We start from the raw sequence: 17,616 nt of genomic DNA, 5'->3' as shown, positions 1-17,616 counted from the left end.
GGCGAGCGCCTTGACGTACATCAGCCGTTCCTCTTACTTTCAATCGTCCATACACTAACTGGTAACAAGAAGATTTAGGGCAGGTGAAAGGGATGCAGCAGCCAATCGGCACCAAAACGGCCTCGCGCAAGAACGGCGTCCTGCTGTTCCGCAAGGAGGCGCCTTTCGCGGCGAAGCCGTCCGGCGCATTGCCCGCGCCGGCGCCTGAGGCGGCGAAGGATCCGGCATGGCCGTCGCCGGATTCGGGAAAATCCCCGGACCGGGCGAGCGGCAAGCAGCAGCCCGCTCCGCGAGCCCGCGTTTCCAAATCGGCGGCGAAATCGGCGCCCGCCGCATCCGAAGCGCCGGCCCGCGCAACCCGGGCCGCGTCACCGGCATCGGCCAAGGCGGCGAGAACGGCCGCGATCAAGCGTGTCTACGCAGGAAGGCAGAAGCAGACGCAGCGGAAGCGGAGGCAGCGGGCCGGAGGCGCCGCGGGTGCCCGCGGAACGTCCCGGCAGGCGCTCGGTCCGGCGATCCGCCGCAAGCTGCCGGCGGCGGCCGAGGCGCCGATAGCCAAGCCGCCCATGGCGCCGATAGCGCCGGCAGCCGCCGCATTCCCGCAGCGCGCGCCGCAGCCGCAGCCTGCGGCAGCCGGAGAGCCGCTCGTTTCCGTCATCATCCCGGTCATGAACGAACGCCGGACGATCGGGCGAGTCATCGATGAGGCACGGCGCGTCCATCCGAATACGGAAGTGATCGTCGTCGCGAACGGCTCGACGGACGGGTCGGCGGATATCGCGCGAAGGAAGGGCGTGCGCGTTCTCGCATTCGCGGAACCGCTCGGCCACGACGTCGGCCGAGCGGTAGGGGCGAAAGCGGCGCGAGGCGGCGCGCTCCTGTTCATTGACGGGGATATGATCATCGCGGCCGCGCAGCTGAAGCCGTTCGTGCAGTCCGTCCTGCGGGGCGAGGCGGACGTGGCGTTGAACGATTATTCGGGTCCGACGAACAAAGCGGTCGTGCACAGCGTCGTGTTGGCCAAATACGCGCTCAACGCGCTGCTCGGAAGACCGGACCTGCAGGGCACGTCCATGACGGCGGTGCCGCATGCCGTCAGCCGCCGGGCGCTGGAGGCGATCGGCGCGGACGCGCTCGCCGTTCCGCCGCTTGCCCATGCCAAGGCCGTCCGGCTCGGCTTCGCGGTGAAGGCGGTCAAACATATCAACGTCGGCAAGCTGAATCTGCTTCGCAAGCAGAGAGAGCGCACGAATCCGCTGGAGCGGCTCATCGTCGGCGATCATCTGGAAGCGATCGACTGGCTGGCCCGGCAAACCGACGATCGCGGCGGCTATGGCGACACGGAGCGAAAACGCGAATTTGCGAGGTGATGACATGCAAGCGTCGAGAAGTGGCCGCCCCGGCAAAGCGGGCAGCAAACGCAGCCGCGGAGGCGGGAGCCGAATGTCCATAAGGAGAAATGCCGCGTCCGCGAGAAGGCCGGGCCGAAGCGGATACGGGGGTTCGCTGCAGTTCGAGTACGCGGCAGGCTTCGCCGATGCCTCGGCGCTTCTTCGAAGCGGCCCCGCTCCTGCCGGCCCGGATGCCAAGCTGCGCATGAACGAGCACTGGACGCGGCGCTGCCTGCGGGGCGCGCGAACGCGGCGCGGCGAGCATGCGCAGCTGCGCGGCCGGGCGTACGCGGACGGATTCGCGGCGGGGCTGCATCTGCCGAAGGGCGCATGGCTGCCCGTCGCGTTGACGAAATCCGCGGCGGCCGTCGTCCTCGCGGGCTCCCGCACGCGGCTCGAGGCGGTGCAGCAGCTGCTTCGCCTGCCGCTGCAGGAGATCGTCGTGGTGCTGGAGGACGGGGGCGAGGAAGCTTTCACGCGGTTGCGTTCCTTGCCGGAGATCACGATCGTCCATACGCGGGAGCGGCTTGGTGCGGACGTGGGACGGACGGTCGGGGCCAGGATGACGGACGCGGAGCTGATTCTGTTCGCGGACGGGGAGACGCCGGTGCCGGCAGAGCGGTTGGCCGGGCTGCTGGAGGAGGTTCAGGCGGGCAGCGATTTGGCGTTGGCGGACGTGGGCGGACAGCTCGGCGCGTTCCGGGGCTGGGACGACGCGGCGCGGATCCGGGCGTTCATGAACTGGTCGCTCGGGCGGCCGGAGCTGCATGCCAACTCCGTCGCGGTGCTCCCGCATGCGTGGACGCGGCAAGGCATGGAACGCGTCGGCTTGGCCCAGCTTGCCGTGCCGGCGATGGCGCAGCGGGCGGCGATCGGGCTGCAGCTTCGCATCCGGTGCCTGCCGATGCATGCCGCGCGAAAAGGAGGAGCCTTGAACGGGAACGCCGGCGGAACGGCAACGGCAACGACGGGGGCGAGGCTCTCGGCGGGCGACCATATCGAGGCGCTGCGAGCCGCCATGCGCGAGAACGGGGCGCGGCTGGCTTTGCCTGACCAGGTACGGCGCAGATTCGCGGCGGAAGGAGGCGGGACATGAACGGCCTGACGAGCATCATCATTCCGACGTTCAACGGCCTGGCGCTGCTTCAGTCCGCGGTCGCCTCCATCCGGTTGTACACGGATCCGGTGCAGACGCCTTACGAAATCATCGCCGTCGACAACGGATCGTCCGACGGCACGCCGAACTGGTGCGCCGGAGAGGGCATCGCCTGCGTATCGCTGGCCCGCAACGCCGGTTTTCCCAAAGCGTGCAACAAAGGCATGCGCGCCGCGAACGGGGAATACTTCGTGCTGCTGAACAATGACGTCACGGTGTCCTTCGGCTGGCTGCAGGGCTTGCGGCAGGCGCTCGACAATCACGCGGACGTCGGGATCGTCGGACCGGTCACGAACTATGCGAGCGGCAGGCAGCAGGTCGATTATCCATTCGGCTCGCGGATCGATTTTCATCGCGCGGCCGCGGACGCCGTCGTCCGCGAAGCGGGCGGATATGAACCGATCCTGCGGCTGGTCGGCTTCTGCATGCTGTTCCGGCGTACGTTATACGAACGGATCGGCGAGCTCGACGAACGTTTCTCGCCCGGTCATTACGAGGACGACGATTACTGCTTCCGTGCCCGGATGCACGGGTTCGGCCTGCTGATGTGCAGGGACGTATTCGTCCACCACGAAGGCAGCGCCAGCTTCAAACGCGGCAACGCCGCGGAGCTGCAGCAGCTCGTCGAACGCAACAGAGGGCTCTTCATGGCAAAATGGCAGGTCGATCCTGCGAATTTCATGTAACCGTTGGGAGGTCGTTCATTTGAAAGCTGTTATCTTGGCCGGCGGGACGGGTACGCGGCTTCGGCCCCTGACGAAGCTGCTGAACAAGCACCTGCTGCCGGTAGGCAAGCTGCCGATGATTTGCTACGGCTTGGGCAGCCTGCAGGCCGCGGGAATCTCGGATATCTTGCTCGTCACGGACAGGAAAGCGCTTGGGGACTTCGCGTCGTTTCTCGGCAGTGGCAGAGACTACGGGGTGTCGCTCACCTACCGGGTTCAGGAAGAAGCGGGAGGCATCGCGCAGGCGCTGGAGCTGGCGCGCCCGTTCGTCGGGGAGGACGGGAAGTTCGTCGTGCTGCTGGGGGACAATTTGTTCGAGGAATCGTTGAAGCCGCATCTGGATGCGTTCCGTTCGCAGCCGGCGGGCGCCATGGTGCTGCTCAAGCAGGTGCCGGATCCGGAGCGTTACGGCGTCCCGGTATTCGACGGCGAAGGCCGCATCGTCCATATCGACGAGAAGCCGGCCGCGCCGCTGACGGACAGCTGCGTGACGGGCATTTACATGTACGACGGCACCGTGTTCGACATTATCGCGGCGCAGTCGCCGTCGCAGCGCGGAGAGCTGGAGATCACGGACGTGAATAACGCGTACGCGGCGAAAGGGAAGCTGGAATACCGGCATCTGAGCGGCTGGTGGGCGGACGCCGGAACGTTCCGTTCGCTGCTGGAAGCGACCCGGAAGCTGATGGGGGATCTGCCATGAGCGGAGACCGGGGAGCGGTCGCCAGAACCGCGGCGATCTACGCGGCTCCTGCCGGGGCAGGCCCGACCGGCCGCGGCGTGGGCGGCAAAACGACAGGCGCCGCGGACAGAACCGCGGCAAAATCGGGGCGCAAGCGCGGAATCGGCGGCGGCGGCGGCGGGACCGTACCCGGGGTATCCGCGCCGAGAGCCGCCGAAGGCAAGAAACGATCAAAAACGCGGAAAGGCGCCCTCCGGAAGCGGCGCGGCCGGAAAGGGAAGCTCAGGCCGGCCGTAAAACCGTCCGACAGGCAATCCCTTCCGCAGGAGCCGCAGCATCCGCTGGCCGCCGACGGGCCGCCGCGGGAGAATTACAACGAGAATGCCTACACGGCGGGCTATGAGCTAGGCCGCTACGAGGGCGGCGAGCTGCTGCTGGAGCAGGCGATGCCGATTCATCAGCTGCTGCCCGAGATCAGCCTGCGCGAGATCATCGCGCTGGGCGCCGAACAGGTCCGGCCGCATTGCCATCCGCTCATGGACGTGCACGAGGTGTTCATGGAAATGGAGGCGGCGGTCCACGAACGGCGGCCGTGCGCGGTCGTGCGGCTGGGAGACGGCGAATTGCTGACGCTCGCGCAAGAGGTCGTGTACGATCCGGCGACGATTCAGCGGGAAGGCGCTTTTCTGCCTTACGCCGGCGTGAATCCGCCGGACTTGAGGGCGAGGGACCAGCTGGCGCAGGCGGTCCGCGAGGCGCACATCGTCGGCGTGCCCTTGTCGCGGCGGAAGCATTTTCAGCCGCTGCTTCATCCGGTTCTCCGCGGGCATGGGATCGCGCCGGGGGACTTGCGGATGACCCATTCGGCGGTCAATTACGACCTTCACCAGGCGGGATTGCTCGGCCGGCTGCTGACGGGCAAGCAGCTGCTCGTGATCGGCAACCTGGCGCCCGCGCTCGGGCATCTGCTCTCGGCGCGGGGTTTCGCGGTAACCGGCACGATCAGTCCCGTCAGAGGGGTAGACGACATCGAACGGGTCATGCAGGAGGTCCGCGGCATCGATTTCAATCTGGCGCTCGTATCCGCGGGCATCGCCGCGGTCATGATTTGCACCCGGATCGCCGGCGAGCTCGGCAGGACCGCCCTCGACTTCGGCCATATGGCGGACGGCATCGTCAGAGGCAAATACGCGCTCTAATCCCGCCCGCCTTCGCGCCGGCAATTCGGAAGGAGAAGCATCCCATGAGAAAGCTAACGCAATCGCGGCGCAAACGCAAGACGGTGCCGCGTTCCCGTTCCCGCCGGCGGACGAAGTCCGGCGGCCGCTTCGAGGCCGGCATGGCATCCGGCTACCAGGAGGGCGTGCGGTCGGGAAGAGAAAGCTTCGGCACGCAATTCGAAGGCACCAGCATCATCATTCCGAGCTACAATCAGGTCGAATACTTAAAGAAGTGCATCGCGAGCATCCGCGACTATACGACTTCCGCCTATGAGATCGTCGTCGTGGACAATGCGTCCACGGACGGCACGGCCGAGTACCTGCGTTCCGTCGGCGGCATCGTGCGCTTCCGCGTGCTGGAGCGCAACCGCGGCTTCGCCGGCGCGGTCAACGTCGGCATGATGATGGCCAAGGGCAGCACGCTGCTGCTGCTCAACAACGATACCATCGTCACCGAGCGCTGGCTGGACAATATGCTCGCTTGCCTGAACAGCGACCCCGGCATCGGCATGGTCGGTCCCGTCACCAACTATATCAGCGGCGAGCAGCGGATCGAGGTCCCTTACACGGAAGAGAAAGGAATCGCGCCCTTCGCGCGGCGGTTCAATATCGGCGATCCGGCCAAGTGGCGGCGGACCGACCGGCTGACGGGCTTCTGCCTGCTGTTCCGGCGCGAGTTGTGGGAACGGACGGGGTACTTGGACGAAGGCTTCGAGATCGGCAATTTCGAGGATGACGATTACAATATCCGCGTGCGGCTGCAGGGCTACGCCCTTGTGCTGGCAGGCGATACGTTCATCCATCATTTCGGCAGCGTCAGCATGAAGGCGCTCGGCGAGAAGTTCCAGGAAGTGAATGATCGCAACGAGCATGTCTACACGGACAAATGGGGCAACCCGCACGAGCTGATCCATGCGGTCCGGCAAACGGTCGTGGGCTTGTCGCCGCAGGGCGAGGCGTCGTTCTTCCCCCAGGGTGTCGTCGTGCGCGGCGCGACGGAGACGCGGTACTGGATCGAGGGCGGCGTCCGCAGGACGGTCGTCGGCGACATGCGGCAGCCCGTCATCCGTCTGTCGCAGATCGACATTCGCCGCTGGCCGGCGGGCGAACCCGTCGCGGCGGAAGCCGTGGAAGCGGCCTGGTCGAGTCAGCCCCCGCTCTGGGAAGAGGGCGGCGCTCTCTATATGGCCGAGAACGGAACGCGCCGTATCGTGCCGACCGCGAAAACGGCGGAGGCTTGGGGCCTGCAGCTGCGCCCGGGCGTCGCGTTATCGCCCGAACAGCGCGGCGGGCTTGCCGAAGGACTGCCGATCATCGCGCCGGTCCGGGTTGCGGAGCATTTGTAGCGGAGCGGGCGCGCGCCGATTCGGGTCGCGGAGCAACTGCAGCGTCGGCGCGGTCGACGCTATTGCTTTGTCGGCAGCGCGGGTTAGGCGCCGGTTCGGGTCGCGAAGCAAGCATCGGCGTGGTCGTTCTACGCCTGTCCGTGCAGTTGGGCAAATCCGGCGTCGGCGCGGTCGACGCTTTTTGCTTTGCCGGTCGCGCGGGTTCCGCGCCGGTCCGACCAGCGTAACGCACACATCGCCGCAGCAGCGCTTTCTTTCGCCGCGCCTCGGTTCACGCTTCGGCCCATCCTGTCAAAGCCGCGCCAAGCACGAGCGCCGCGGGAGCAACGAGGAAACGCTATGCTCTTCCGCGCGCCTTCGTTTCGGCAGTACCGCACGGCGGATGCCGCGCATATGCTGATAGTGACCGACGCGGCGAAGAGAGACGGAGGGTCAAGTTAAGGAGGACGGTGTCGTGCAGCAAATTTTGACGGAAATGATCGAGCATATGTCCCATTCGCATGAACAGCTGTCGCGCATATTGGAAGGCAAGCGCCACGTCGCCGTCCGAATGGCGCAGCTCGTGCACGCGCTTCCGGATCAGCACCCCGATTTCGGCGGCTTCGAAGGGGTATTGGACAATTCCAAAGCGGTGACGGGCAGCGTCGTCGCTTATTTGAACAGCATCGCCGAGCTTCAGGAATCGCTCGCGGCGACCTTGTCCGCGGTCATGAAGGAATTCGCGGTCGAGGACGAAGAGTAAGGCGGAGGAAGGGGGGCATGATCTCATGAGTCGGGAAACGGCGTATGTCAGAATGCTGGACGCCTCCGCCAAGCTGCAGTGGAACGTGGCGATGATTTTGGAGGCCAAGGCGCTGGAGGCGGAGAAGGTGCGGTCGTGGATGATCAATCACGTCACGCCGGACGCCTTCGCCGATCAGCAGGAACATTTGAAGTCGGCCCTGCAGGTACACGATCAGCTGGTCGAAGTGATCGACGGGCTGACGAAGCTGAGCATGGGCATGACGAACGTGCTGAAAGCCGCGCTGCGCCACGACGGCGAAGCGGAGGGCGGATTCGAAGGCATGCTCGGCGGCTCCTTCGATATGGGGGAGAAAGACTAGTGGACCGGAACCGGCTGGAGCGCGAGGCCCGCATCGCGCTGATCGGCGCGCTCTCCCGGAGCCAGTCGGCCATAGCAAGCATTTTGGAAAGCGTGGGGGACATGGCGCGGCATGACGCGGCCTTGGCAGTGTCCATCCGGCGCAATATGAAGTCGCTCGCGGTCATGCAGCGGACGCTCTCCGAGATGGTCCAGGCGATGGAACGCCATCCGGCGCAGCGCAGCGCCGGGAAGCCCGCGGCAAAGCCCTGGCTGAACCGCTGCACGGCTTTGCCGGACGGGAGCGGGGAGCCGACGGAGCGCAAAGGAGGAATCCGAAGTGGTCGCAGCAGCCGTCAGAAGGAGTAAACGGCCCAAAACGGCGGGCTCGAAGCGCAAGCGCAGCAGCGCGACGCCGAAGCAGAAGGGCAAGCGAACCAAGTCCCGCAAGGGCAAGCTGGCGCCGCGCAGGAAGCGCTCGCCTCGAAGCGGGTATAACGCGGCCTTCGATGCCGCCTACAATCAGGGCTACAACCTCGGCTTCGCCAAAGGCTTCGAGGACGGGCACCAGATTGCGTACGAGCAGCAGAACGGATAGACGGAGACGAAGGCGCCCGAGCATGGGTTCATGCGCGGGCGCTTCGATCAAGCGCGGACAGGCTGCGCTTCGTTTTCTTCGTTCAGCCGCCCGACAGCGTATCCGTCAGCAGCGAGGCGAGAAGCAGAACGCCCATCGCGGCCGAGGACCAATACGCCCATTTCAGCGTCGAAGCCGCTCCGGTGCCGGCTGCTTTGGAGCGCTTCACGGAGGAGCGGAGATAAAGGAGGAATCCGCCGGCGATCAGGACGGCTTCTAGCGCGGCGCTTGCCGCCGGATGCTCCCAGAGGCCGAAGCCCAGCAGCGGCAGATCGCCGGCGTTGCCGGGAAGAATCGGCAGATCGGGACGGTGGACGATCAGATCGAGCAGCCAGTGGCTGAACACGACCAGACCGATGACGGCGCCGGAGCGCCTGCCCCAGAAGCGCCGGCCGAGCAGGGCAGCCGCGAGCGAGACGACGATCGCCCCGACGAGCGAATGCGTGTAATCCGCATGGATAAGCGCGCCGCCGTAGCCTTCGCGTTCGGCGACGATCGTTTCGTGGCCCGACAGCAGCAGGGGCACGAAGATGACGTCCAGCAGCTGCGTGCCGAGCATAAGCGCCCACACCGGCGTCCTCGCGTCGCTCGCCTTCACGGCGGCGGCCAATCCGAAATGACCCGCGAACATTCAGTTCAACCCCTTTCCATGCGATTCGCTACCGCGCCCGATGCGCGCGTCGAGCAATCCGCAGACAACCGCAAACAACAGCATAAACACGATAAAGCTCATCAGAGCAGCCTCCCGAAACTTATGATAACCATCGGTTACTAACCTACGGTTATAATATAACCAATGGAAACTAGTGTCAATAAAATTCTTTCCGTCTTGCAGCCGGCCTTCCTAAATGGACCCGGAGCAAGGATAAGCTGCGCATAAATGCCGAGACGCAGAGATTTTTAAAATCAAAAAAACCAGGCAGCTCCCGTCAGTGTCCGCGACGGGAATTGCCTGGTTTTTGTGTGTACCTCGTACGAGAATTTCATGAATGTCGGTGAACGAAAGCGACCGCAGGTCATGCCTTTCACCATCATTTCATGAAAATCACAGCCTGTCTTATTGGAAGCCGCGTTTCGTGCCGTTCGTCAGGACCGGCAGGCTTTTGATTTGGCTGGTCATGCTGGAATGGCAAATGGGGCAGCTCGGGAACTCCCCGAACGAAAAATCGTTTCTCATCCAGCAGGAGCAGTTCTCGTTCGTGCATGTCCAAATGGACGTCTCTTCTTCCGGGATCGGTTCGACTTGTTTCTTTGAGAAATGAATGATCAAGCCCTCCTTCGTTCGCATGCCTTCGACCTCTTTTAATATGTGACGGGACTGCCAGATTTATACTACTTTTTTGCGATACCCGAACGAATGCGGCGCCGGGCGTCCGGTATGTTCGCCTTGGGGGTCATCAGCCAATTTTGCGCGGTTCGCGGACAAGTGACCATGAGCCTTGCCTGTCATTCGCATATATATGGAGACAGGAGAATGAAACTCAGGGGTGGCGACTGTGCAGACAAAGGAACGAGTAACGGATCAGGCCGCGACGGCTGGATTCACATGGGGCTACGAGAACGGTTTGCGGGACGGCGCCTGCGAATATTTGGTCCGGCAGTTGCAGCCGGCCGCCCCGGCGAAACGGAATTGCAGCGTCCTCTACGTCCCGCAGGGCTTCGAAGCCATCGATCAAGGCGTCATCGAAGCGCTGCGGCTGACGGTCCGCGAAGTTTACGTGGCGGAACCCGCGCGGATGGCGGAGCAGGCTTCGCTCGTCCGTCCGGACTGGATGCTGGTGCTGAACGGGCTTCACGTCTTTCCGGCCGATCATCTGGAGCAGGTCGATGCCGTTCGTTCGCTCGGGATACGAACGGCTATTTGGTTTGCCGACGATCCGTACGTGACGGCGGACACGATGTACATCGCGCCCCGCTACGACGCCGTGCTGACGCACGAGCTGAGCACGATCCAGATGTACCGGGAACGCGGCTGCGCGAAAGTCGTCTACATGCCGCTGGCCGTCGACCAGATGCGGTTCAAGCCGATGACGGTCGAGGAGAAATACCGCAGCGACATTTGCTTTATCGGCCAGGCGTTCTGGAACCGGGTGGAAATGTTCGACGCGATCGCGCCGTACCTGAAGACGCGCAAGGTATTTATCGCCGGCGGGCTATGGGACCGGATGCGCAGCTTCAAGGAGCTGAAGCGGTTCATTCGGATGGGGTGGCTGCCGGTCGAGGAATCGATCCGCCATTACAACGGCGCCCGGATCGTCATTAACCTGCACCGGACGACCGAGACGGGCAAGGACAACAAGAACGTGCTGGGTCTGCCGGGACGTTCCATCAATCCCCGCACGTACGAGATCGCCGCCTGCGGAACGCTGCAGCTGACGGACCGGCGGGAGGACCTGCCGCACTACTACAGGCCGGGCGCCGAGATCGAGACGTTCGCGGACGCCGAAGAGCTGAGAGCCAAGCTGGAATATTATCTGACACACGAGGACGAACGCCGCGCGCTCGCGCTTCGGGGCTTGCGCCGGACGCTCGTCGACCATACGTATACCCGGCGCCTGCAGCAGATCGCCGAGGTGCTGGGATGGTGAACGGCGCGCCGCGGACAACATCCGTACGAGGGAGGAATGGGAGCATGAAAACGACGCAACGAACGCGCCGCAAAAGGACGCGAACCGGCCGTGCCGCGTCCCCGGGCGCGAAGGCCGGATTCCGGCTGGGCTGGGAGCACGGGCATTGGTTCGGACGCTGCGAGGCCGCGCTCCAAGGCAGCATCCAGCCGCCGCCGCCGCTGAAGCAGGCGCATGTCCTGTTCGTGGCGACCGGCAAAGGGTTTCCGTATTCGCCGCTCGATATCGCGATCGCGGAGGCCTTCCGCGGCCAAGTCACGCAATTGACCATTACCGATACGAAGCAGCCCGTCGCCGATCTCGCCCTGCGGATCAGGCCGGATATCGTACTCGTGCTGGACGGCCTGGAATTCGACGTCGCCCAGGTCGACCGCATGCGCGAAGCCGGCATCCGCACGGCCATCTGGTTCACGGACGATCCCTATTACACCGACATCACGTCTTCGCTTGCTCCGCACTACGATGTCGTCTTCACGCTCGAGCTGGTCTGCGTCGACTATTACCGCAGCCTTGGCTGCGCGGACGTGCATTACCTGCCGCTCGGCGCGGATCCCGTGTCCTTCCGCCCGCGCAATCCCGAACGCTCGCAGCGCCACGAGATCTGCTTCGTCGGCTCGGCGTACTGGAAGCGGGTGGAGTTCTTCGATCAGGTGACCCGTTACCTGGCCACCAAGGATACCCATATCTCGGGCATCTGGTGGGAGCGCTTGAAGGAGTTTCGGCTGCTCGCCGGCAAAATCGAGCTCGGCCGCTGGATGGGACCGATGGAGACGGCCAATATGTACAACGGCGCCAAAATCGTCATCAACATGCATCGCTCCCACAACGACGACACGTTCAACAACAACAGCGCCGGCATCGAGGCCGTCTCGCCGAACCCGCGCACGTTCGAGATCGCGGGCTGCGCGACGCTGCAGCTGACGGACGCGCGGAACGACCTGGTCTCCTTCTATACGCCGGGCTACGATATCGTCACTTATTCGACCCCGCAAGAGATGATAGAGAAGATCGACTATTACCTGACCCACGAGGAGGAACGGCAGACGATCGCGATGCGCGGGATGCTCCGGACGATGCGCGAGCATACGTACGTCAAGCGGATCGAGCGCCTGCTCGGGCTGCTGTATCCGGTATGAACGTGCGTCCGTGATCGGCGCACAGTCGGACGCGGCGCTATTTTGTGCGTTTGCTGGCGGTCCAAATGTCGTGCCGCGTCAACGGCCTTCCAAATACTATATAAGAACTAGGATCGAAGAATAGAGCGATACAGGACGGAGGTGAGCGCCTGCTCGTTGACAGCCGCCGACGAGCGAGGCAGCCGATTGAAGCAAACCAAGCCGAAAATGCTGATCTTCTCGCATATTTGCAGTCCGCAATACGTGACGGGTGCCGAGAAGCTGTTGTTGTTCATGATCCGCGAACTGCTGCCGATCTACGCCTGCACCCTCGTCGTTCCCACGGAAGGCGTCATTGCCGCGCATGCCCGCAAGCTGGGTCTTCCGGTCATCGTGCAGGATATTCCGCTGATCGTTCCGCTCTACCTGGCCCTCCCGCATATGAACGAAGAGATTGCGACCAAGCAGCAGGAGCCGTCTTGGCGCGATCTCGTCCACCTCATGAACAAGGAGCAGCCGAACGTCATCCTGGCCAATACCTGCGTCCACCCGCTACCCGCCATCGCCGGCAAAGCGCTCGGCATCCCCGTCGTCTGGTCGGTGATGGAGGCGATCCGCGAGACGCCGCTGACGCCGGCTTCGGCCGCGCTGATCGAAGCGCACGCCGACTTCGTGCTCGGCATCTCGGAGACGGCGCTCGCGCCGCTGCGCACGCCGGGCATGATCCCGAAGACGACGCTCATTCCGCCCTCGTGGCATCAAGCGGAGCTGCGGCCGGAGGGATGGGGCCAGCATCGCGCCAACCGGCGCAGGCATCTCGGCATCGCGGAGCATGAACGGCTGGTCGGTTATATCTCCTCCTCGATTTTCGAGGGGAAAGGGCTGGAGCACTTCATGGAAATGGCGGTCAAGACCGCGGCGTTTCATCCCAAGGCGCGTTACCTGATCGTCGGCAACCCCGTCGATCCGCCGTATTTCGAACGGTGTCTCGACGTCGCCCGCGCGGCCGGCGTGATCGAGCGGTTCCGCTGGCTCCGGTTCGAGGAGCAGGTGGCGACGGTGTACCCTGCCATGGATATCCTCGTCGTGCCGAGCTTGATGCCGGAGGGCTTCGGCATGACGGCGCTGGAAGGAATGGCCTTCGGCAAGGCGATCGTGGTTTACGGCTCCGGCGGACTGGCCGAGATCGGCCGCGCGACCGGCAACGATGCGTACGTCGTGCCGACGGGCGATATCGAAGGGCTGGCGGCCGGCGTGTCGGCGCTGCTGGACAACGAAGAGCTGCTGCAGGCCGTCGGCGCCCGCAATGCGCGAGAGGCGCATGCCGCGTTCGGCGTCGCGGCTTACCGGGAACGGCTGCGCAGGTTCACCGATGTCCTCAAGCAGCAGGCTCCGCGGCCGCCGACCGTGCTGAAGGGCAGCGGGCCGACGATTTATCTGTTCGATCGCGGCGCGCTGCGGCCGTTCCGGACGATGGAGGCGTTCACGGCCGCCGGTTACCGGGTCGACGAGGTGCGGACCGTGCCGGATGCCTTCATCGCCGTCTGGCCGGTCGGGGAGCCGATCGGCACGGCCGCGGCGCCGGCCCGCAAGCGGCGCCGGCGTCGCGCGGGCAAGGGCAAGCGGCGGCGCCGCGGCCGCCGAGGCGTCCTGAAGCCGCGGCGCGGCCTCAGGGGCGGCAAGGCGCGCCGCGGGAAAGCCGCCCCGGGGGGAAGGAAACGGCGCCGCCGCGCGTCGTAGCGGCAGTCAAGAGAGCGAACGAAGGAGGAACGTTTCATGCGCGTTGTAACGATTTTGGGCACGCGCCCGGAGATTATTCGCCTTAGCCTCATCATTCAAAAGCTGGATGCGCTGGCCGAAAAGCATGTGCTCGTGCATACCGGGCAAAACTTCTCTCCTTCCCTGTCGGACGTGTTTTTCCGGGAGCTCGGCCTGCGTAAGCCGGATGTGCTGCTCACGGACGCGAAGCAGACGCTGGGCGGCCAACTGTCCGTCATGTTCGCGGAGACGGAGCGCGTGCTGACGGCGCACAAGCCGGACGCGGTCCTGCTGCTCGGCGACACGAACAGCGCGCTGTGCGCCATCGTCGCCGAACGCATGGGCATTCCGGTCGTGCATATGGAAGCCGGCAACCGCTGCTATGATCTGTCGGTTCCGGAAGAGAAGAACCGCCGGATCATCGACGCGGTATCGAGCATCAACATGCCTTACACCTCCTACAGCAAAGGCAATTTGCTGCGCGAGGGCTTTCCGAGCAACCGGATCGTGCAGACGGGCAATCCCATCCATGAGGTCATCGCGCACTACGCGCCGCAGATCGAAGCGAGCGACGTGCTGGAGCGGCTCGAGCTCGAACCCGGCGGGTACGTGCTCGTCACGGCGCACCGCGCGGAGAACGTGGATGCGCCGGAACGCTTGGCCGGCATCCTGGAAGGGTTGAACCGGGTGGCGCGGCGATTCGGCAAGCGCATCGTCTGCAGCGTGCATCCGCGCACGCGGTCGCGGATCGACGCCGGCACGGTGCGGGTCGACATGGACGCGCGGGTGGAATTTTACGAACCGATGGGATTTTTCGACTTTGTCCGGCTGGAGCGGCACGCGCTGCTGGCGATCACGGACAGCGGCACGGTGCAGGAGGAATGCTGCCTCTTCGGCGTACCGACGGTGACGATCCGGGAGACGACGGAGCGTCCGGAGACGATCGATTGCGGCAGCAACGTCGTCTGCGGCCTGCATCCGCAGCGGATCGAGGAAGCGGCGGCGGTCATGACCGCGCTGCCCGCGAAGTGGGATTGTCCGGAAGGGTACCTGGCCGGCGACGTATCGGATAAAGTGGTTAAATTTATGCTTGGAGGGAAATGGAATGTTTACTAATCAGCGCATACTGGTCACCGGGGGAACAGGGTCCTGGGGCTATGAATTGATTCGCCAGCTGCTGCCCCAGCAGCCCAAACAAATCATCGTGTTCTCCCGCAACGAGTCCAGCCAGGTGGCGATGAGCCGTTCGTTCGAGGACTCGCGCCTGAGCTTCTGCATCGGGGACATCCGCGATAAAGAAGCGCTCATGCGGGCGTGCGAACGCGTGGATTACGTGTTTCATTTGGCGGCGCTGAAGCATGTTCCGGTCTGCGAGGATCAGCCTTACGAAGCGCTCAAGACGAACGTGATCGGCACGCAGAACGTCATCGAAGCGGCCATCGCGAACAACGTGAAGCGCGTCATCTACATCTCGACGGATAAGGCGGCGAACCCGTCCAATTTCTACGGCATGACCAAGGCGATCGGCGAGAAGCTGATCGTGTACGCGAACTTGCTCCATTCCGAGACGACGTTCGTCTGCGTGCGCGGCGGCAACGTGCTCGGCACGAACGGCAGCGTCGTGCATCTGTTCATGAACCAGATCAAGAACAAGAACCAGGTCCGCATCACGGACATGAATATGACCCGCTTCTTCCTGACGCTGCAGGATGCGATCACGCTGCTGTTCAAGGCGTCCGAGGAGAGCGTGGGCGGGGAAATCTTCGTCATGACGATGCCGACCTGCCGGATCGTCGACCTGGCCGCGGTCCTGATGGAGGACATGGGCATCGACGCGGAAGTGGTGGAGACCGGCATCCGTCCGGGCGAGAAAATCCACGAGATCCTGCTCACGGAGCACGAAAGCACGACGACGGTCGCATACGACGACGAGTACCTCGTGATATTGCCGACGCTCGACATTCCGGGACTTCGCCAGCACTACAGCGCGCACACGAAGGTCGCGTTCGACAGCTATTGCTCCAGCGAGTCGCTGATGTCCAAGGAAGAGATCCGCTCCATGCTCGTGAGAGGCGGGTTTCTCTCATGAAGCTCCTCGTCATCGCAGGGAACGGGATGGCGGGTCATATGCTGATCCGCTACTTCCGGGAGGTTCATCCCGAGGTCGAGGTCGCCTATACGACGCGGCGCGCGGACGGAACGGGCAGCCTCGCCCTCGACGCGACGGATGCGGAAGCGGTGGCCGACGCGGTATGGACGGTGCGGCCGGATATTATCGTCAACGCGGCGGGCGTCTTGAACCAGGATGCCGAGACGCATCCGCTGGAAGCGTATCTGGTCAACGGCCTGCTGCCGCATTGGCTCCGCTACGCGGCGGACGCGATCGGCGCGCGCGTCGTCCATATCAGCTCGGACTGCGTGTTCAGCGGCGAGCGGGGTTCCTACGCGGAGAGCGACCATCCGGACGGCACGTCGGTCTACGCGCGTTCGAAGGCGCTCGGCGAGATGGTCTACGGCCGGCATCTGACGATTCGCACCTCGATCATCGGGCCGGAGATCCGGCCGCAGGGCATCGGCCTGCTCAAGTGGTTCCTGGCGCAGAGCGGCACGGTGAAGGGTTACGCGAACGTCTTCTGGAACGGGGTGACGACGCTGGAGCTCGCGAAGGCGGTCGCGTACGCGATCGAGCATCCGGAGATCGGCGGCCTCGTGCATCTGACGGCGAGCGAATCGGTCAGCAAACATACGCTGCTGCTGCTGTTCCAAGCGGCCTTCGAAGCGGAAGGGGTAAGGGTCGTGTCGGACGACGCGGTCAAGATCGACCGGACGCTCGTATCGACGCGGCACGATTGGCGCTTCCGGACGACGGGGTACATTCCGATGCTGGATGAACTGGCGCAGTGGATGAAGCGCGGATGAGCGGGCAGCGCCTGCTCGTCACGGGCGCCGGCGGGTTCTGCGGCGAGCATGCCTGCCGAAGCTTCGCCTCCCTCGGCTGGCGCGTAACCGCGGCGGTCCGCCGGCTGCCGGAAGCGGGTTCGCCGGAATGGGCATGGCTCGGCGAAGCCGATGACGTGCTGGCCTGCGACTTGGCCTCGCGCAGCGAGACCGAGGCGCTCGTGCGGCGCGCGGCGCCGGACTGCGTCCTGCATCTGGCGGGCGCCAACGCGGTCGGCGCGTCGTGGAGCGACCCGGCATCCGTGCTGCAAAGCAACGTCATGGGCACCGTGCATTTGCTGGAGGGCGTGCGGCGGCTCGGAACGCCGTGCCGGGTGCTGGTCGCGGGCTCGATGCTGCGCTTTCCCCTGGCCGTCGCCGGCGACGCTGGCGACGCGGGGCCGAAGCCGCAGCATCCGTACAGCTTGAGCAAGACGATGCAGGTGCTCGTCGCGCAGAGCTGGGCATCGCTCTTCGGCATGGAGATTATCGTCGCGGAGCCGTCGAATTTGATCGGCCCCGGCCGGTCCGGGGGGCTGTGCGGCCTGCTCGCGCGATACGCGGCGGGCGCGGAGCGCGCGGCGGCGGCGGGGGAAGAAGCGCCGGCGCCGTTCCGGTTCTCCTCTCGCGGCGAACGGCGCGACCTGCTCGACGTGCGCGACGCGATCGCCGCGTACGGCGCGCTGCTCCGCGCAGGCGAGAGCGGCCGCGTCTATGCCGTGGCGTCCGGCGTCATGCGGACGCTCGAGGAGATCGCCGAGGCGTTCGGCGATCTGGCGCTGCATCCGCTGCGCTGGGAATTCGGCGACTCGGACGCGGCATCGCCGGCGCCGTCGGATCCCGGCGCGATCGCGGCCCTCGGCTGGGCGCCGCGCTATTCGCTGCGGCAATCGCTGCAGGATGCGCTGGCATCCGCCCGGCAGAACGTTTGAACAGCATGC

The 17,616-nt window shown here is 64.8% G+C and carries 19 protein-coding genes; 17 read left to right on the top strand and 2 right to left on the bottom strand.

Annotated features, from left to right (window positions below; translation table 11 throughout):
- Nucleotides 1-92 precede the first annotated feature (92 nt).
- The 10 genes from GT019_RS32520 to GT019_RS21785 all read left to right on the top strand — a co-directional run bounded on the left by GT019_RS32520 (nucleotide 93) and on the right by GT019_RS21785 (nucleotide 8,199).
- Nucleotides 93-1,370 (top strand): glycosyltransferase family 2 protein, encoded by a 1,278-nt coding sequence (locus tag GT019_RS32520; protein ID WP_328804018.1) that lies wholly within the window; start codon nucleotides 93-95, stop codon nucleotides 1,368-1,370.
- A gap of 73 nt (nucleotides 1,371-1,443) precedes the next feature.
- Nucleotides 1,444-2,487, top strand: a complete 1,044-nt coding sequence (locus GT019_RS21825) for a glycosyltransferase family 2 protein (protein WP_161745386.1) — start codon at nucleotides 1,444-1,446, stop codon at nucleotides 2,485-2,487.
- Complete coding sequence (locus tag GT019_RS21820) at nucleotides 2,484-3,233, top strand: glycosyltransferase family 2 protein (protein WP_161745384.1); 750 nt, start codon at nucleotides 2,484-2,486, stop codon at nucleotides 3,231-3,233. Before GT019_RS21825 ends, GT019_RS21820 begins: the two co-directional genes overlap by 4 nt.
- A gap of 19 nt (nucleotides 3,234-3,252) precedes the next feature.
- Nucleotides 3,253-3,975: a sugar phosphate nucleotidyltransferase gene (locus tag GT019_RS21815; protein WP_161745382.1), complete on the top strand. Its 723-nt coding sequence runs from the start codon at nucleotides 3,253-3,255 to the stop codon at nucleotides 3,973-3,975.
- The gene (locus GT019_RS32050; RefSeq protein ID WP_235948929.1) at nucleotides 3,972-5,153 is read left to right on the top strand and encodes a GT-D fold domain-containing protein; all 1,182 of its coding nucleotides are present in this window, start codon (nucleotides 3,972-3,974) and stop codon (nucleotides 5,151-5,153) included. The genes GT019_RS21815 and GT019_RS32050 overlap by 4 nt, the downstream gene beginning before the upstream one ends.
- Before the next feature lie 44 nt (nucleotides 5,154-5,197).
- Complete coding sequence (locus GT019_RS21805) at nucleotides 5,198-6,520, top strand: glycosyltransferase family 2 protein (protein WP_161745380.1); 1,323 nt, start codon at nucleotides 5,198-5,200, stop codon at nucleotides 6,518-6,520.
- A gap of 454 nt (nucleotides 6,521-6,974) precedes the next feature.
- A complete protein-coding gene (locus tag GT019_RS21800; RefSeq protein ID WP_161745378.1) occupies nucleotides 6,975-7,262 on the top strand; it encodes a nucleoside-diphosphate sugar epimerase in 288 nt (95 codons plus the stop codon).
- Between the two features lie 25 nt (nucleotides 7,263-7,287).
- Nucleotides 7,288-7,623 carry a restriction endonuclease subunit S gene (locus GT019_RS21795; protein ID WP_161745376.1) on the top strand — a complete coding sequence of 112 codons (336 nt, stop codon included), beginning with the start codon at nucleotides 7,288-7,290 and terminating at the stop codon, nucleotides 7,621-7,623.
- Complete coding sequence (locus GT019_RS21790; RefSeq protein WP_161745374.1) at nucleotides 7,623-7,970, top strand: hypothetical protein; 348 nt, start codon at nucleotides 7,623-7,625, stop codon at nucleotides 7,968-7,970. Before GT019_RS21795 ends, GT019_RS21790 begins: the two co-directional genes overlap by 1 nt.
- The gene (locus tag GT019_RS21785; RefSeq protein ID WP_161745372.1) at nucleotides 7,942-8,199 is read left to right on the top strand and encodes a hypothetical protein; all 258 of its coding nucleotides are present in this window, start codon (nucleotides 7,942-7,944) and stop codon (nucleotides 8,197-8,199) included. The genes GT019_RS21790 and GT019_RS21785 overlap by 29 nt, the downstream gene beginning before the upstream one ends.
- 82 nt (nucleotides 8,200-8,281) lie before the next feature.
- Here the strand turns inward: GT019_RS21785 and GT019_RS21780 are convergent, their stop codons facing one another.
- Both GT019_RS21780 and GT019_RS21775 read right to left on the bottom strand, forming a co-directional pair.
- Entirely contained in the window at nucleotides 8,282-8,869 is a 588-nt protein-coding gene (locus GT019_RS21780) for a permease (RefSeq protein ID WP_161745370.1), read from the bottom strand.
- Nucleotides 8,870-9,295: 426 nt separating this feature from the next.
- A complete protein-coding gene (locus GT019_RS21775; RefSeq protein ID WP_161745478.1) occupies nucleotides 9,296-9,502 on the bottom strand; it encodes a cold-shock protein in 207 nt (68 codons plus the stop codon).
- Nucleotides 9,503-9,734: 232 nt separating this feature from the next.
- On the opposite strand from GT019_RS21775, the gene GT019_RS21770 reads away from it, so the two are divergent.
- From GT019_RS21770 to GT019_RS21740, 7 genes are all read left to right on the top strand, one after another.
- A complete protein-coding gene (locus GT019_RS21770; protein WP_161745369.1) occupies nucleotides 9,735-10,826 on the top strand; it encodes a CgeB family protein in 1,092 nt (363 codons plus the stop codon).
- 44 nt (nucleotides 10,827-10,870) lie between these two features.
- Nucleotides 10,871-12,001, top strand: coding sequence for a CgeB family protein (locus tag GT019_RS21765; protein WP_161745367.1), 1,131 nt, complete (start codon nucleotides 10,871-10,873; stop codon nucleotides 11,999-12,001).
- A 186-nt stretch (nucleotides 12,002-12,187) separates the two neighbouring features.
- A complete protein-coding gene (locus GT019_RS21760) occupies nucleotides 12,188-13,720 on the top strand; it encodes a glycosyltransferase family 4 protein (RefSeq protein ID WP_161745365.1) in 1,533 nt (510 codons plus the stop codon).
- A gap of 36 nt (nucleotides 13,721-13,756) precedes the next feature.
- Nucleotides 13,757-14,854 (top strand): non-hydrolyzing UDP-N-acetylglucosamine 2-epimerase, encoded by a 1,098-nt coding sequence (wecB, locus tag GT019_RS21755; protein ID WP_161745363.1) that lies wholly within the window; start codon nucleotides 13,757-13,759, stop codon nucleotides 14,852-14,854.
- Nucleotides 14,844-15,827 (top strand): polysaccharide biosynthesis protein, encoded by a 984-nt coding sequence (locus tag GT019_RS21750; RefSeq protein WP_161745361.1) that lies wholly within the window; start codon nucleotides 14,844-14,846, stop codon nucleotides 15,825-15,827. Before wecB ends, GT019_RS21750 begins: the two co-directional genes overlap by 11 nt.
- Entirely contained in the window at nucleotides 15,824-16,657 is an 834-nt protein-coding gene (locus tag GT019_RS21745; protein WP_161745359.1) for a dTDP-4-dehydrorhamnose reductase family protein, read from the top strand. Before GT019_RS21750 ends, GT019_RS21745 begins: the two co-directional genes overlap by 4 nt.
- Entirely contained in the window at nucleotides 16,654-17,607 is a 954-nt protein-coding gene (locus GT019_RS21740; RefSeq protein ID WP_161745357.1) for an NAD-dependent epimerase/dehydratase family protein, read from the top strand. Before GT019_RS21745 ends, GT019_RS21740 begins: the two co-directional genes overlap by 4 nt.
- Nucleotides 17,608-17,616: the final 9 nt, after the last annotated feature.

It is taken from the genome of Paenibacillus glycinis, from assembly GCF_009909185.1.
Taxonomy (GTDB): Bacteria; Bacillota; Bacilli; order Paenibacillales; family Paenibacillaceae; genus Paenibacillus_Z; species Paenibacillus_Z glycinis.
Note: the sequence above shows the minus strand (reverse complement) of the source record. Positions and strands in the feature narration are given on the sequence as shown.